This window comes from Bifidobacterium miconisargentati, from assembly GCF_019331675.1.
In the GTDB taxonomy this organism is placed as follows: domain Bacteria; phylum Actinomycetota; class Actinomycetes; order Actinomycetales; family Bifidobacteriaceae; genus Bifidobacterium; species Bifidobacterium miconisargentati.
This window is the reverse complement of sequence record NZ_JAHBBJ010000004.1, coordinates 107,088-121,990: the sequence shown is the minus strand read 5'-3', so window position 1 is coordinate 121,990 and position 14,903 is coordinate 107,088. Positions and strand designations below refer to the sequence as shown.

Here is a 14,903-nt window from a genome sequence, read left to right as displayed (position 1 = left end):
TATCAGTCTGAGCCAGACGACTAGACGATACGGCTCCGTATCACTGGGCCTTTAAGCGGAACTGCTTCCAGATGTCGCTGAGCTTCTGACCGTTGGAGGCGCGCTTCCACACGTCCAGTCCCCCGCCGCGACGTCCGCCGGCTGCGGCACGGGCCGCGGCGGTGGGCGTGGGGTATTCGGAGCCGTCGTCCAGACGAAGCCGTCCGTTCTCGGTGACGGTGGCGTACCAGCGCTCGCCCTTGCGCGGGCGGTCCCAGACCAGACGCTCGCCCGGAGTCAGGAGCCCGGCCTGGATCACCTGGCGGATGGTCACGCGGCGAGAACCCCGCACGGCCTTGGACGTACCCTGCTGCAGCTCGGCGAGCGGCTGCGCGGTCAGGTCCTTGTTGTTCGCGTCGTACCGGATGCCCCAGTATTCGACGATGAGCCGGATGGTCTCCTCCTGCCGCCGCTCCAGCATGGTGGGAGTGCAGGCGTCGAAATGCTCGAGCTCCTTGGTGAGGGGGAAGCGCTGGGAGTCGGCGCGCAGCAGCATGCGGTCGCGACGCGGCAGGTATTCGCCGAGCCTGTCCAACTGGTCGCCGGGTCCCTGGACGAGCGCCATGTTGCCGAGACGGTACATCCAGAAATCGTGGTTGTCCTGCGTCCAATCGGCGAACGATGCGGCGCGTTCGATGTCCAGCGGCATGATCGGCAACGCGCTGAACCGTCGCGGGCGCGGCAGCGGGGCCCCGGCCAGCTGTTCGTTGGCGCGAATGAGCAGCAGACGGACCAGATCGCCGTCGCCCTGCATCTCGCCGTGGAGACGGACCAGCGCACCCTCGCGATCGGCGTCGCCCACGCGCAGACCGTTGATGCGCTCCACCAGGTAGCCCTTGTCCAGATCACGCACGGCGGCGTTCGCGAAACCGCGGCGTTCCAGCGTGCCGGTGCGGTTCAGCGTGCGGATGCCGGTCACTTGTTCCAAGGCCTTGAGGATGTCCAGCAGACGTTGGCCGTCATGCGCGCCGAGCGCCTCGAGCGTCATGGTGCGACGGGCCGAGCGCGCGCCGCGCTGCACGAACGGCGAGACGTCCGGGTTGCCGAGTTCGCGGTACGAATGGACCAGCGCCCACATGGCCACGGGCTTCCATTCGTGGATGCGGTAGTCGTTGAGCGCCTCCAGACCGTGGCGCACCTCAGGCGGCAGGATGGTCTCGCCCGGACGGTCGATGATGCGCCAGGCCATGGCGTAGGGGGCCAGCACATCGTTGATGAACGAGGCGGTGGTGCCGGTGTTGAGGTACGGCTGGAGCACATCGGCCAGGAAGTCCTCGATGAGCTTGTCCGTGGCGGGCTGATGGGTGAGGATGAGATGCAGGTATGAGAAGAACTCCTCGATGGTCTGAGGGTCGTCGCCGAGCGGGTCCACGATGTCGTCCCAGCGGGCGGCGTAGGCATCGAGTTCGGCGGCGGCGAGGCCGGAGGTGGCGCGCGCCTTGAACACGTCAGACGGGGTGAGCGGCAGACCGCGCATGTTCATCACGTCGAAGATGCGGTGCGCGCCGTCCAGGTCGTCCGTGGTGACGATGACGAGCGTGACCTCGTTGACCAGGTACTGGGCGAAGCGCTGGCGTTCGGACGGGCGCCAGTTGGAGATCTCGTCGTATGTCTTCTTGATGTTGTGGACGATGTTGCGCTGGGCCGCCGTGGCCAGGTCGTCGTCATTCATGTCGAACACGGATTCGAGGTTGTCCTCCTGCACGTGCTCGCGGAAGAACGCGGCGTCACGCTCGCGCAGGGTGAGACGGGGTTCGTTGATGATGCCGCGCAGTTTGTCGCCGGGTTCGACCAGCAGCGCGTCGAGCTGGCGCATGAGGTCCGGATCCTGTTCCAGATCGCGCAGCACGGCGATGATGATGGACAGGGAGACCAGGCGCTGTTGGCCGTCGATGACCATATACCGGTTCTCCGACTCACGCACCAGGATCAGCGAGCCGAGGAAGTACGGCGTGCCGGGCGTGGCTGAGGCGTCCTTGAGATCTCCCACCAGTTGCAGGATGTTCTCCGGCTTCCAGATGTACGCCCGCTGGAAGGACGGGATGGTGAACCGGAAATCGGGGGTGAACACCTTCCCCAGCGGCAGTTCGTTCGCTTTGATCGCCATATTGATCGCCCCTTCGTCGCCGGGTGTCTTGCTCGTCCGTTCGTCCTCGCCCCGGCTTCTCCAGCCTACCAGCGTTCGGTGCGACGTGCCGGGTGCGGCGGGTGAAGGCACGGAAAGGACTCGTCTCGGGCTCCCCCCTCAGTCGCTTTCGGCGGCAGTTCTCCTCAGAAGAGGGGAGCCGGAGCGGTCGATCTCGGATTGGATTGGTCGGGCCAGTTATGCCCGGCCTTCGTAGAGATAGAAGGATTCGGTGTTCGGCTCGCCAGGGGCCGCGTTGTTCCGGCGGCGCGTGATTTCGGCCGCGCGAGTGAGTCCGCGATGCTCGTAGAAGCCGAAGTTGCAGGTGGTGTCGGTGAACAGGAAGTAGTCATGGATGCCCTGTTCGCGGAAGGATTGCAACAGGGTGTCGAACAGGCGCGCGCCGAGGCCGAGCCCGCGGGTCTGCGGGGCGGTGACGAACAGGACCACTTCGGCGGGCAGGTGATGGCCGGACATGCGGATGAGACGGCGTTCGATGGCGTGGATGCCCAGCAGATAGGCCACGTTCTCACGCCCGTCGGCGGACAGGAGCTGCGCCGGCAACAGGCCCAGGTACCGGCGGTAGTGCGCGTTCCATGGGCCGCGGGTGTCTCGAGCGTCCACGCGCCCGAGGATCATGCCCACCGGTTCGCCGTCCGCTTCCGCCACGAATGCGGCAGTGGCGCGGGACAGACAGTATTCCCAGTCCGCCTGCGCGCCGAGTCGGCTCGCCCGTTCGTCTTCATCGACGTACCAGGCGTGCCGCACCAGTTCGACAAGCGCCGGATAATCGTCACGACGCAACGTGCGAATGGTAATGGAATCGTAGGTTTGAATTGATTGTGCTGCGATATTCGTAGTACGTGAAGTCATGATGCTCAATTATGAGCATCAGCACCCGACATCGGCATACCACGCGAAGTTCCCCGTACGACAGCAATGCCCCGGCACAGAGCACACTCACTCGAAGTCCCTCGGAAGCCCCACTCAATCGCCAACGGTCGGACAGAAACACTATGTTCAGGTCTCCGTCCACGGAAAAAGACATTGCCGGCTGCCCCAGCGGACGTTTTTCGCCCATAATTCAATCCGCGGGGCAGCGCCCTAATGAGAGGGTATTCGCCGGATTCTCGAAAAACGTTGGAATGACGCGGTTTATCCGAATCCGCCAATTGCCCCGACGGGGTCTTTTCGCTCCGAAACAGCCCCGTGTGGCAATGCTGCTGCCCCGCCATGTCATATTGCCGAGAAAAACCTCCGCCGGGGCGGGATATCGTGCCACGACACCCCACGAATCGACGCAATCCCCTCATCGGGGCGGAACACGAGCCGCATAAGCCGGAATTACGGCGGATGCCCCAGCGTCGCCCACGGAGCAAGGCGCTCCTATCCCCCGGCCATCACCGATTCGGCTTCCTTGGATTCGCGGCAACGCCCTATCGCCTTTTCCAAGGGCATGGGGACGACCGAAAAGACGAACCGCGCCCCGGCCAGAGTCAGATGTCGCGCAACGTTGAAAGCGTATTCCGCCTTGGACACCTCATCGGCGAGGTTGGCTCCGGTGAGCGTGATGACGACCCATCCACGGTTGCGCAGCCACTCCCGTTTCTCCTGATCACGCCTCCACTGCATCTTGTCGGTACGATGCTGGTCGCCATCGTATTCGACACCGATGCGATATTGCGGCCAAGCCAGATCAAGCGTCATCGCCGCACCCGAGGCGAACCGCGCATCGGGAACCGCATATCCCGTACGCGGCATCGGAATGCCATGCCGCAATAGGATGAGTCTGCTTTCGCTCTCCTTGGGAGACGCCGCACGTTCCTCAAGGATCGTCATCACACGCATACATCGGGGTTTTCCCTTGAACGGCGGCAGCCCGGTAACGGTCTCGACGAAATCGCGCCTGATCTCCGACGCATCGCGGCCGCGGGCCAATGCCGGTTGGCTCGTGATGGCGTGCAGTATCGAATCGCCAAGCACAATCAGTGATTCCAACGTCAGGTACGGGGCGAGCTGAGCCCACGTATGCGCCAGCTCAAGCGCATATACGCGAGATCCGATACGCACATTGCTGGCGGAAGGCAACGGTTTCCATGCATGCGCCCGCAGGTCCGAATGATTGACCCGTATCCGGCGATCCTTGCTGCTGGAAGTGACATGCAAATCATCGGCATTGATGCCGCACTCCGACGGGACGGGTACGGATTGGAGAATCAGCGATGTGGTCATGCCGAACAGCAATGTCCGGCCGCATCGCCGGGCCGCCTCCGAGCAGCGCGACAGCATTGCGGACTTTTGCCGGGCAAGATCGTCCTTCATGGACAGGGATGGGATGGATGCGCCACCCGCGGAAGGCGTTTCGTAGTCGGATCGAAAGATCGGATTCGATTCGAATGAAGATGCATTGACGTTCATGGAGGCAACCGTAGCCACGGCGTACGGGAACTCGTGCGCAGTACGGCTTATGTGGCTCCATCTTGCGCCACGGTTGGCGTTATGACGCACAATGATGCCGATATGGACGAGGAATTATGTTTCCCTGACACCTATCGGCATCATGACAATGTGACTATCTCAGTGTGGGTTTTCGGTGGGCTCGAACAGGCGTCCGAACCCACCGGGTTATCGGCCCAGCACAATCACGCCACGTAGAGGGAGGCGGGGTAGGTGAGGTAGGAGATCTCGTCGAGCTGGTCGGCGGTCACGTAGCCGGCGGGGGCGTTGAGCACGTCCGGGATGCGGTTGACGATGGTGGCGCAGGTGTGCTCCACGGTGGCGGGCTTGACCACGTGGAATTCCACGTCGGGCTCGCCGGCGATGGTCCAGTCGCACATGTCGCCGTCGTCCGGGCCGTAGACCTTGCCGATGCAGGCGGTTTCCAGCGTGATGCCCTGGTTGGTTTCCGTGGTCACCACGGCGGACATGCCCACGCACTTGCCGGCCGGGATCGTCTCGCCCATCGTGGCGGAGTAAACGTCCTCGTCCAGGATGTAGGGCACGGACTTCTGGCTCTGGGAGCGGATCGTCAGGCCGAGCTTCTGCGCCAGTGACTCGTTGGAGTTCCACACGTAGGACGGCACCACGGTCTCCGGGTGGGCCAGTTCGGCCTCGAACTCCTCCGGGGTCAGGCCGCAGCCGTGCGCCTTGGCGAGCGCCAGACCGTAGTCCTCGACGTTGTAGCTCACCGCGCCGGTGATCTTCTTGATGGTGTGGCAGCCGGCGGCCACCTGCGCCACCATGTTCACCCAGAAGATGTCCTGCATGCCGGAGCCGAGCATGGTGGCGCCGGTCTCCTTGGCGATGCGGTCCAGACGGTTGGTGACGGCGGGGCTGGTGGTCCACGGGTAGATGCATTCCTCGCAGGTGGTGATCACGCTGATGCCGCGGGACAGACACTGCTCACACATCTTGGCGATCTCGTCCTCGAAGCTGAAGAGCGTGACGACCGCGATGTCCGCGTCGCACTCGTCCAGCACGGCCTCGGCGTCGGAGCGGATCGGCACGTTGATCGGGCCGATGCCGGCCCATTCGCCGGCGTCCATGCCCACGACCGCAGGGTTCACGTCGATGGCGCCGACGATCTGGATGCCCTTCTCATGCATGTAACGGATCGTGTACTTGGACATCTTGCCGCAGCCGTACTGAATGGCCTTGATTGGTTGCATACCGCATACTCCTTTGCGTCGTTGCTGGAACAGTTGCGTCGGCCCCGTCATTGCGGGCCGACCAACGATTTCCTACTGTAGTGCGACTATGTTGCGAAATCACTGGAAATGTTACGTCGGAGTGTCGGAAAACGGAATTACATACCGATTCTGTTGCGGAATACGTTGTTTCATGCCAATAACGGAATGCATCCTTATGTATACCTACCCCTCAGTCGGCCACGCCGCCAGCTCGTCCTGCAACCAACGACGAACTCCGTTCGCGTCCTATTGGCTCGGCTGTCGCCTCGCACATTGCCTACAAACAGCTCTGCTGTTTGCTTCACGGCAATGTCCTGACAAGGGGAGCCCGAGGATGGGGCCCTGCCGGTTTTGGTTTTACCAGAGCCATGGCAAATGCTCCGCAAATACGGCGAGGGCCGGCACCCGAATCGGATCGGATGCCGGCCCTCGTACGATCTCGCCCTCGGCGAACCTACTTCATGAGGTTGCGCAGGACGTACTGGAGGATGCCGCCGTTGCGGTAGTAGTCGGCCTCGCCGGGGGTGTCGATGCGGACCACCGCGTCGAACTCGGTCTTGGAGCCGTCCGCGTGCGTGGCGGTGACGTGGACCGTCTTCGGGGTCATGCCGTTGTTGAGCTCCTCCACGCCGGCGATGTCGTAGGTCTCGGTGCCATTGAGGCCCAGGGACGTGTAGGACTCGCCTTCGGGGAACTGCAGCGGCAGCACGCCCATGCCGATGAGGTTGGAGCGGTGGATGCGCTCGAAGCTCTCGGTGATGACGGCCTTGACGCCGAGCATGACCGTGCCCTTGGCGGCCCAGTCGCGCGAGGAGCCGGTGCCGTATTCCTTGCCGGCCAGCACCACGAGCGGCGTGCCCGCGGCCTTGTAGTTCAGGGAGGCGTCGAAGATCGTGGACGGTTCGCCGGTGGTGAAGTCGTAGGTGAAACCGCCGGGCGTGACCTCGTTGCCGGTGGAGGCGAGCAGCTGGTTGCGCAGTCGGATGTTGCCGAACGTGCCGCGCACCATGACCTCGTGGTTGCCTCGACGGGAGCCGTAGGAGTTGAAGTTCTTCGGTTCCACGCCGCGTTCGGTCAGGTACTTGCCGGCCGGGCTGGACGCCTTGAACGCGCCCGCCGGGGAGATGTGGTCGGTGGTCACGGAGTCGCCGAGCAGGGCGAGCACGCGCGCGCCGTGGATGTCCGCGACAGGGTCCGGCATGGCCTTCATGCCGTCGAAGAACGTCTGCTTGCGCACGTACGTGGACTTCGGGTTCCAGGCGAACAGCTCGCCTTCGGGCACGTCGAGGCCCTTCCAGCGGCGGTCGCCCTCGAATACGGAGGCGTAGTCCTTGAGGAACATCTCGCGGCTGACGGTGCCGTCCACCACGGCGGCGACCTCCTCGTTGGTGGGCCAGATGTCCTTGAGGTAGACATCGTTGCCGTCCTGGTCCTTGCCCAGCGGCTGGGTTTCGAAGTCGAAGTCCATGGTGCCGGCGAGCGCGTAGGCGATGACGAGCGGCGGGGAGGCCAGGTAGTTCATCTTGACGTCCGGGCTGATGCGGCCCTCGAAGTTGCGGTTGCCGCTCAGTACGGCGGTGACGGTCAGGTCGTTGGCGTTGATGGCCTCGCTGATCTCCGGCAGCAGCGGGCCGGAGTTGCCGATGCAGGTGGCGCAGCCGAAGCCGACGAGCTGGTAGCCGAGCGCGTCGAGGTCGTCCTGGAGGCCGGCGGCCTTGAGATAGTCGGCCACCACCTGGGAGCCCGGTGCCAGCGAGGTCTTGACCCACGGCTTGGGCTTAAGGCCCTTGGCATGCGCGTTGCGGGCGATGAGGCCGGCGGCGATCATGACGGACGGGTTGGAGGTGTTGGTGCAGGAGGTGATCGAGGCGATGGCCACGTCGCCGTTGGTCAGGTCGAAGTCGCCGCGGAAGTCGGTGGACACGGCCACCGGTTCCTTGACGGTCTTCTCGGTCTCGTAGGCGGGCAGCGTGTCCTCGAACGTCTTCTTGGATTCGGACAGGACGATGCGGTCCTGCGGGCGCTTCGGGCCGGCGATGGACGGCACCACGGTTCCGAGGTCGAGCTCCATGTATTCGGAGTATTCGGGCTCCACGTAGTCCGGGTCCTTGGCGTCGCCCCACAGCTTGTTGGCCTTGGCGTAGGCCTCGACCAGGGCGACCTGCTCGTCGGAGCGGCCGGTCAGGCGCAGATAGTCGAGCGTGACGTCGTCGATCGGGAAGATGCCGCAGGTGGAGCCGAATTCGGGGCTCATGTTGCCGATGGTGGCGCGGTTGGCGAGCGGCACGGAGGCGATGCCCTCGCCGTAGAACTCCACGAACTTGCCGACCACGCCGTGCTTGCGCAGCATGTCGGTGATGGTCAGGACCACGTCCGTGGCGGTGACGCCTTCGGGGATGGAGCCGGTGAGCTTGAAGCCCACCACGCGCGGCACGAGCATGGAGATGGGCTGGCCGAGCATGGCGGCCTCGGCCTCGATGCCGCCGACGCCCCAGCCGAGCACGCCGAGGCCGTTTTCGGTGGTGGTGTGCGAGTCGGTGCCGACGCACGAGTCGAGATAGGCGAGTTGGCGGCCACGCTCCCCCGCCTTGGTCATGATGACCTTGGCGAGGTACTCGATGTTGACCTGGTGGATGATGCCGGTTCCCGGCGGCACCACGCGGAAGTTGCGGAACGCCTGCTGGCCCCAGCGCAGGAACTGGTAACGTTCGCCGTTGCGCTGGTATTCGATGTCCATGTTGCGCTCGACGGCGTCCGCGATGCCGTACTTGTCGATCTGCACGGAATGGTCGATGACCATGTCCGACTGGACCTGAGGGTTGATGACCTCCGGGTCGCCGCCGAGGTCCTTGACCGCGTCGCGCATGGTGGCGAGGTCCACGATGCACGGCACGCCGGTGAAGTCCTGCATGACCACGCGACTCGGGGTGAACTGGATCTCATGGCTCGGCTGTGCGGCGGGATCCCAGCCGAGCAGCGCCTTGACGTGCTCGTCGGTGATGTTCGCGCCGTCGATGTTGCGTACCAGGTTCTCGACGAGGACCTTCAGCGAATAGGGCAGATGGTCGATGCCGTCGAGATCGGCGATGTTGTAGTAATCGAAGTCCTTGCCGGCCGCGGTGAGGGTGGCCAGTTGATCGTCGCGTAAGGACATGCTTCCTCCGAAATCATGAATCGGCTGTTGATGCCGTTGATTATCCGCTTCAAATGGTACGGGTACGTTACTTTGCCTCTGGCGTGTCGGCTTGAAACGTGAGACAATACGCGGCCCGTTTCGGCTGACTTCGGGGAAGACCACCAAGTAGGAGGAAGGCGGAGGAAGCCATGCTCGAAGGACTCCCCTCAGTCAGCTACGCCGCCAGCTCCCCTCGGAGAGGGGAGCCACAATAGTCAGATATCGACGCCTTATTGACGCAGGAGGCGCGACGCCACACGGCCGGCCAATGGCACGAGCCACAGGCACAGCACGAAGATCACGGCCGAACCGGCGAGTGCGATGAGCGTGGCGACGAGCATGGTCCCGGTGGGCAGGATCAGCGCGAAGAACCGGGCCACGAACGGGATGAACATGCCGATCACGCCGGCCGCCGCGAACACGGCGACCAACGCGCCGCGCCAGCCGTTGAGGGGGCGGGCCACACGGGCGAGCACGAACACGCCCATCACGAACAGGATGATGGCGCTGGTGGCGCGCAGGGCGGACAGGTCGGCCGGGGAATCGACCACATTCCAACCCATGATGCCGGGCAGGAACCAGGCGGCCAGCAGCACGGAGAGCGCGGTGGCCACGCCGCCGGGCAACGCGAAGCTCACCACGCGCTTGAGGAAGCCGGGGATGTAGCGCCGCGTGTTCGGCGCGAGCGCCAGGATGAACGCAGGCATGCCGATGGTGAGCGCGCCGATGTACGTGATGTGCCGGGGCAGGTACGGGTACGGAATCTGCGTCAGGACCACGCCAAGCGAGATGAGCGCGGAATACACGGTCTTGACGAGGAACAGGCTGGCCACGCGCTCCATGTTGGCCATGACCTGACGGCCCCGGGCCACCACGTCCGGCAGGTGGGAGAACTTCGAGTCGACGAGCACCACCTGCGCCACGGCCTTGGTGGCGGGCGCGGCGTTGCCCATCGCGATGCCGAGGTCGGCCTCCTTCAAGGCCAGCGCGTCGTTGACGCCGTCGCCGGTCATGGCCACCACGTGATGCCGTGCATGCAGGGCCTGGACGATGGCCTTCTTCTGGTCGGGCAGCACGCGGCCGAGCACGTCCACGTGTTCGAGGGCCCGTGCGAGCTCGTCGATGTCGCCCGGCAGCTCACGGGCGTCCATCGCCACGGGTTCGCGGTCGCCGGCGAGTCGCACCTTGCGCGCGATGGCGCCGACCGTGACCGGGTTGTCGCCGGAGATGACGCGGCAGCGCACGCCCTGTTCGCGGAACCACGCGAGGGTGGCCTCGGCGTCGGGGCGGATGCGTTCGGCGCACAGGACCAAGGCGACCGGTGTCGCGGTGGGGTCGAGTCGCGGGGTGTCAGTGGAGGATTCGTCCTCTTCGGCTGCTCCCCTCAGTCGCCTGTGGCGACAGCTCCCCTCAGGGAAGGGAGCCGAGTCCTGCTCGGCTTCGTCAACGGATTCGGCCCCTTTCCTCAGTCCGCCGCGCAACGAGTGCGGGCCCGACGCACTTCGGGCGAGCAGGAGCACGCGGTTGCCGTCGTCGGCGTAGGCGTTGACCTCACGCAGGATATCCGCGTAATCGCCGTCGAGTGCGGACAGGATGACTTCCGGCGCGCCCATGATCCAGATGCCGTCCGATTTGGCGACGGCGCTCCATTTGCGGGAGGACGAGAACGGCACGCGCGAAATCACCTCGCCGGGCGCATAGCCCCGCTCCCCCAGTCCGGCGAGCACGGCCTGGCCGGTGCCGTTGGGCTGTTCCTCGTTGCAGCAGTCGTACAGCGCTTGGGCGGCGGCTCGCAGGGATTCCGGTACCTTGCCGGACTCCGCATCCGCGTCCGGCCGGCTGTCGATTCGGCCGTCGGGCAGGCCGTCGGACTGACTGTCGGATGCGTGCGCGTCGCCGGCGCCAAGGCCTGCGCCGCCAAGCGGGATGATGCGGTCGAAAGCGATGCCGCCGTCGGTTATGGTGCCGGTCTTATCAAGATTGAGCGCGTCCACGCGGGCCAGCGTCTCCACGGATTCGAGTTCCTGGACCAGCGTGTTCTTCCGAGCGAGCCTGATCGCGGCGAGCGCGAAGTTCAGGGAGGTCAGCAGCACGAGGCCTTCGGGGATCATGCCCACCACGCCGGCCACGGCGGAGACCACGGCCTGTCGCCATTCGCCGGTGGTCAGTGCCGCATGCCAGCCGCCCACCGTGTGGATCTGAGAGAGGATGAGCAGCACGCACAATGGCACCACGAGAAAGGTCATGAACTTGAGGATCGTGTTGATGCCCTTGTTGAGGTCGGAGACGGTCTTCTTGTAGACCTTGGCCTGCGCGGTCAGCGTGGCGGCGTACGAGTGCGCGCCGACCGCGTTGACCCTGACCAGCGCCATGCCGGAGACCGCGGTGGCCCCGGAACAGATCTGCTCGCCCACGCCGTGACGTACGGTGCGCGATTCGCCGGTGAGCATGGATTCGTCCAGTTCCAGCCCCCAGGTGCGCACGATCAGACCGTCCGCGGGCACCTGTTCGCCCGAACGGATCCAGAGCAGGTCGTCCATGACGATGCCGCTATGCGGGACGGCCACATTCTCGCCGTCGCGGCGTACCAGGAAGTCGGATGCGACCAGGATGGAGAGCCTGTCCAGCGTGCGTTTGGCCTTGAGCTCGGTGACGATGCCGATGCCGGTGTTGATGATGATGACGAAGCCGAACACCGAGTCCTTCCATGAACCGGTGATGAGCACGAGCACCATGGCGGCGAAGATGATGCCGTTGAAGAGGGTGAACACGTTGGCGCGCACGATGTCCGCGAGCGAACGGGATGTGGAGGTCTTCACCGCGTTCGACCGCCCGTCCGCGACCCGTTGGGCCGCCTCCGCGGCGGTCAGACCCTGTTCAGGCACGTGGGGCATGGTGACGGTTGCTGTTGCGCTCATGGCCTTAAGCCTACCGCGGGTCCGTTCGCATTGGGGTTGGGAGCCAAAAATAGTGCTGTCTTCGTCATACCAAGACTGACATGAATCCTGCCGGACTACCCCTCAGTCGGCTTCGCCGACAGTTCCCCTGACAAGGGGAGCCGAGAAATGTTACTTGCCGGTGTTGGTGGTGACGGCGAGGGTGCGGTCGTGGGGCTCGTCACGGATGATGGTCATGGCCGCGTCACTGATGGGGGTGGCCTCGGCGTCGCGGTCGTTGACGGCGAAGGTGGCCGCGTAGAGCAGGTCGTTCTCCGGCACGGCGACGGGGTTGAGCAGCACCACGGGAATGCCGGCGTTGCGCGCGTTGGTGAGGGCGTCGTTCCAGCCCTGGCCGTTGACGTCGGTCACGGTGATGCCGCTGACCACCACGAGTTTGACCGCGCGCGCCACGAAGTCGTTTACGCCCTGCTGGGCGGTGACGGCGGCGGAATCCACCGTCACGGACGGCTCCGTCTCGGATCCGGTCGAGGCTCCCCCGGCCGAGCCAGCGGGGTCGTCGGCGTCCTTCCCTGTCTTATCGGCCTTGGGACTGGTCTGGCCGGCGAGCGAGGCATAGAAGACGTTCATGCCGGATTCGGAGAGGGCGTCGATGGCGAGCTTGTCCGCGGCCGGATCCTCGGAACCCACGAACCCTACGGTGACGTCCGTGATGTGGACCGAGTCGTGGGCGACCGCGGGCATCTCATCCTGCGTGTCTCCGACGGCCCGGCCGGCGGGTGCGCACGCCGTCAGCGACAGCACGGCGGCTACCGCGGCCGCGGCGGCGATCAGGGTTGGGATGCGCGGTTTCATGGGTTCGCTTTCGGTTACGTTCGGTCTCCGCTCAGACTCAATCGGCACGAATGGTGGTGGGCTCCCCTCGGGCGGCTCTGCCGACGGCTCCCCTCTCTGAGAGGAGCCGAGCAGGAAACCGATTCAGGACAGACCCAATACACAACGTAATCGCACGCGATCAGCGGACGAACAGGGCGACGGTTTCGACGTGATGGGTCATCGGATAGATGTCAAAGGCGCGGATGTCCTTGAGCTGGTAGCCCTCGCCGATCAGGGTGGCGGTGTCGCGGGCCAGGGACGTGGGATCGCAGGCGATGTACACCACGGACTTGGCACCGGCCGCGGCGATCTGGCGGCATACCTTGGCACGGGCACCGGCGCGCGGCGGGTCGAGGACCACCACATCCGGCTTGGCGAGGTGGGCCGGCACATGGGACAGCGTCTGGGAGACGTCTCCGGCGCGGGCGTCCACGTCGTTGAGGTTCATGGCGCGCAGGTTGCGCTGGGCGTTCCTGACGGCCACGCGCGCGCCCTCCACGCTGAGCATGCGGGTGCGTTCGCCGGTCAGCGTGGCCAGCGGCAGCGTGAACAGGCCCGAACCCGAGTAGAGGTCCCAGATGACGGGGGCCACGGCTCCCTGCAGCTGGTCGTTGACCAGGCCGATCACATGAGAGCCCAGGGCGATGGGGGCCTGGCGATGCACCTGCCAGAAGCCGTTGGCGTCCACCTGGTAGGTGAACGTGGTGCCGTTGATGGTCACCTGTTCGGTGAGCAGCTGCTCGCCGGCGGTCAGCTCGCCGTCCACGAGCACGGCGTAGTTGTCCTGCATGGTTCCGGCATCGCCGCGCGGTTCGGGTACGGACAAGCGGATCTGCGAACCGGGCTCGTAACCGCCGTCCCAGACGTGTTCGCGTTCGGCCACGTCCAGCAGCGCGCGGGTGGCGAGCGGCATGGTGTCGATGGCCACGCGGTTGTGGGTGCCGCGCCGACGCATGGAGGGACGGCCCTCCTCGTCGGCGATCATCTCGATGCGGGTGCGCCAGTTGAGTCCGCCGAGCTCCTCGTCGCCGGGCATGCGGTCGATGGGCACGGCCACGTCGATATGACCGAGGCGGCTCATCTGTTCGGAGACGGTGACGGCCTTCCACCTGAGCTGGCCGGCAAGCGAGACATGCACCAGATCGGCGCCGCCCACTCCCCCGCCCATGGCGAGCGGTCCGGCGAGCGGCCATGCCGGGGCCACGCGATCCTCGGACGGCTCGATGACCTCGACCACCTCGCCGGTCCAGAACCGGTCGTCGCGGTCGTGCGGCTCATCGAGTTCGATCCGGTCGAGTTCGCCGGGCAGGGCGAATCGGACGAACACCACGCGACCGTCGATATGGGCCACGCAACGGCCCTGGTCGGCGTATCGTTCGATGCGGACCTCAGCTTGCATCGTTGTCCTTTCGGTAGGCGGCCTTGTGACGGTGGAGCGGGGTGGCGATGATGAGATAGCTCACCCAGATCGCCAGCGCCCAGAACGGGATGCCCATGAGCAGGCGGGCCACACCGAGCGCGGCCACATGGTCGGTCAGGTACAGCGGCACCTGCACCAGCAGGCGCAGACCGAACAGGCCCACCCACAATGCGGTGACGATCATGTACGCGCGCTTGAGCTCGGCGTCGTCCATCCAATCGTGGAACCACGCCTTGAACCGTTCGGTGGGCATCTGGCGGATGAACTCCACCACGAAGCCCAGTCCGGGCACGCGGATCAGCAGCGTGACGGACAGCAGCACGGCGTAGATGGCGTTGGTCAGGAAGCCCAGCATGTAGTAGTTGCGGGCCTCATGGCTTTTCCATGCCCAGATCAGGCAGATGCCCACGGCCACCAGGCCGGAGAGCGCGCCCATCAGCGACTGGCGCTGGATGAGGCGCGCGACCACCTGCACGATGGCGAGCACGGCGGAGACGCCGATGGTGAGGTTCAGGTTGTTCGTGGCCACGAACAGGACCACGAACACCACGCCCGGAAGCATGGACTCCACCACGCCGCGGGGGCCGCCGATGGCGTCGATGATGGAGAAGTCGTCCCCCTCGCCGGCGTCCGCCAGTGCCCCCAGGCCGGTGCGTTTCTTGTCTGCCTTGTCTGCCATGGA

The 14,903-nt window shown here is 65.2% G+C and carries 9 protein-coding genes; all 9 read right to left on the bottom strand.

Translation table 11 applies throughout. The features are described 5' to 3' along the window. Positions 1-40 precede the first annotated feature (40 nt). Positions 41-2,146, bottom strand: coding sequence for a GmrSD restriction endonuclease domain-containing protein (locus KIH81_RS03815; protein WP_214304137.1), 2,106 nt, complete (start codon positions 2,144-2,146; stop codon positions 41-43). Positions 2,147-2,362: 216 nt separating this feature from the next. Then, the gene (locus KIH81_RS03810; RefSeq protein ID WP_214304136.1) at positions 2,363-3,037 is read right to left on the bottom strand and encodes a GNAT family N-acetyltransferase; all 675 of its coding nucleotides are present in this window, start codon (positions 3,035-3,037) and stop codon (positions 2,363-2,365) included. A 513-nt stretch (positions 3,038-3,550) separates the two neighbouring features. Beyond that, on the bottom strand, positions 3,551-4,582 hold the full coding sequence (locus KIH81_RS03805) for a hypothetical protein (protein ID WP_236029233.1): 1,032 nt from the start codon (positions 4,580-4,582) through the stop codon (positions 3,551-3,553). A gap of 224 nt (positions 4,583-4,806) precedes the next feature. After that, positions 4,807-5,832 (bottom strand): NAD(P)H-dependent amine dehydrogenase family protein, encoded by a 1,026-nt coding sequence (locus KIH81_RS03800; RefSeq protein ID WP_109057700.1) that lies wholly within the window; start codon positions 5,830-5,832, stop codon positions 4,807-4,809. 475 nt (positions 5,833-6,307) lie between these two features. After that, entirely contained in the window at positions 6,308-9,007 is a 2,700-nt protein-coding gene (gene acnA, locus KIH81_RS03795; protein ID WP_214304135.1) for an aconitate hydratase AcnA, read from the bottom strand. A 251-nt stretch (positions 9,008-9,258) separates the two neighbouring features. Then, a complete protein-coding gene (locus KIH81_RS03790; RefSeq protein ID WP_214304134.1) occupies positions 9,259-11,946 on the bottom strand; it encodes a cation-translocating P-type ATPase in 2,688 nt (895 codons plus the stop codon). A 150-nt stretch (positions 11,947-12,096) separates the two neighbouring features. Then, positions 12,097-12,780: a type 1 periplasmic-binding domain-containing protein gene (locus KIH81_RS03785; RefSeq protein WP_214304133.1), complete on the bottom strand. Its 684-nt coding sequence runs from the start codon at positions 12,778-12,780 to the stop codon at positions 12,097-12,099. Positions 12,781-12,940: 160 nt separating this feature from the next. Further along, on the bottom strand, positions 12,941-14,200 hold the full coding sequence (locus KIH81_RS03780) for a class I SAM-dependent RNA methyltransferase (RefSeq protein WP_214304132.1): 1,260 nt from the start codon (positions 14,198-14,200) through the stop codon (positions 12,941-12,943). Beyond that, entirely contained in the window at positions 14,190-14,900 is a 711-nt protein-coding gene (locus tag KIH81_RS03775; RefSeq protein WP_214304131.1) for a DUF3159 domain-containing protein, read from the bottom strand. The genes KIH81_RS03780 and KIH81_RS03775 overlap by 11 nt, the downstream gene beginning before the upstream one ends. Between the last annotated feature and the right edge of the window lie 3 nt (positions 14,901-14,903).

Coding starts and splice junctions, on each gene's coding strand:
- KIH81_RS03815 (WP_214304137.1), bottom strand. CDS start 2,146: ATGGCGATCAAAGCGAACGAACTGCCGCTGGGGAAGGTGTTCACCCCC.
- KIH81_RS03810 (WP_214304136.1), bottom strand. CDS start 3,037: ATGACTTCACGTACTACGAATATCGCAGCACAATCAATTCAAACCTAC.
- KIH81_RS03805 (WP_236029233.1), bottom strand. CDS start 4,582: ATGAACGTCAATGCATCTTCATTCGAATCGAATCCGATCTTTCGATCC.
- KIH81_RS03800 (WP_109057700.1), bottom strand. CDS start 5,832: ATGCAACCAATCAAGGCCATTCAGTACGGCTGCGGCAAGATGTCCAAG.
- acnA (WP_214304135.1), bottom strand. CDS start 9,007: ATGTCCTTACGCGACGATCAACTGGCCACCCTCACCGCGGCCGGCAAG.
- KIH81_RS03790 (WP_214304134.1), bottom strand. CDS start 11,946: ATGAGCGCAACAGCAACCGTCACCATGCCCCACGTGCCTGAACAGGGT.
- KIH81_RS03785 (WP_214304133.1), bottom strand. CDS start 12,780: ATGAAACCGCGCATCCCAACCCTGATCGCCGCCGCGGCCGCGGTAGCC.
- KIH81_RS03780 (WP_214304132.1), bottom strand. CDS start 14,200: ATGCAAGCTGAGGTCCGCATCGAACGATACGCCGACCAGGGCCGTTGC.
- KIH81_RS03775 (WP_214304131.1), bottom strand. CDS start 14,900: ATGGCAGACAAGGCAGACAAGAAACGCACCGGCCTGGGGGCACTGGCG.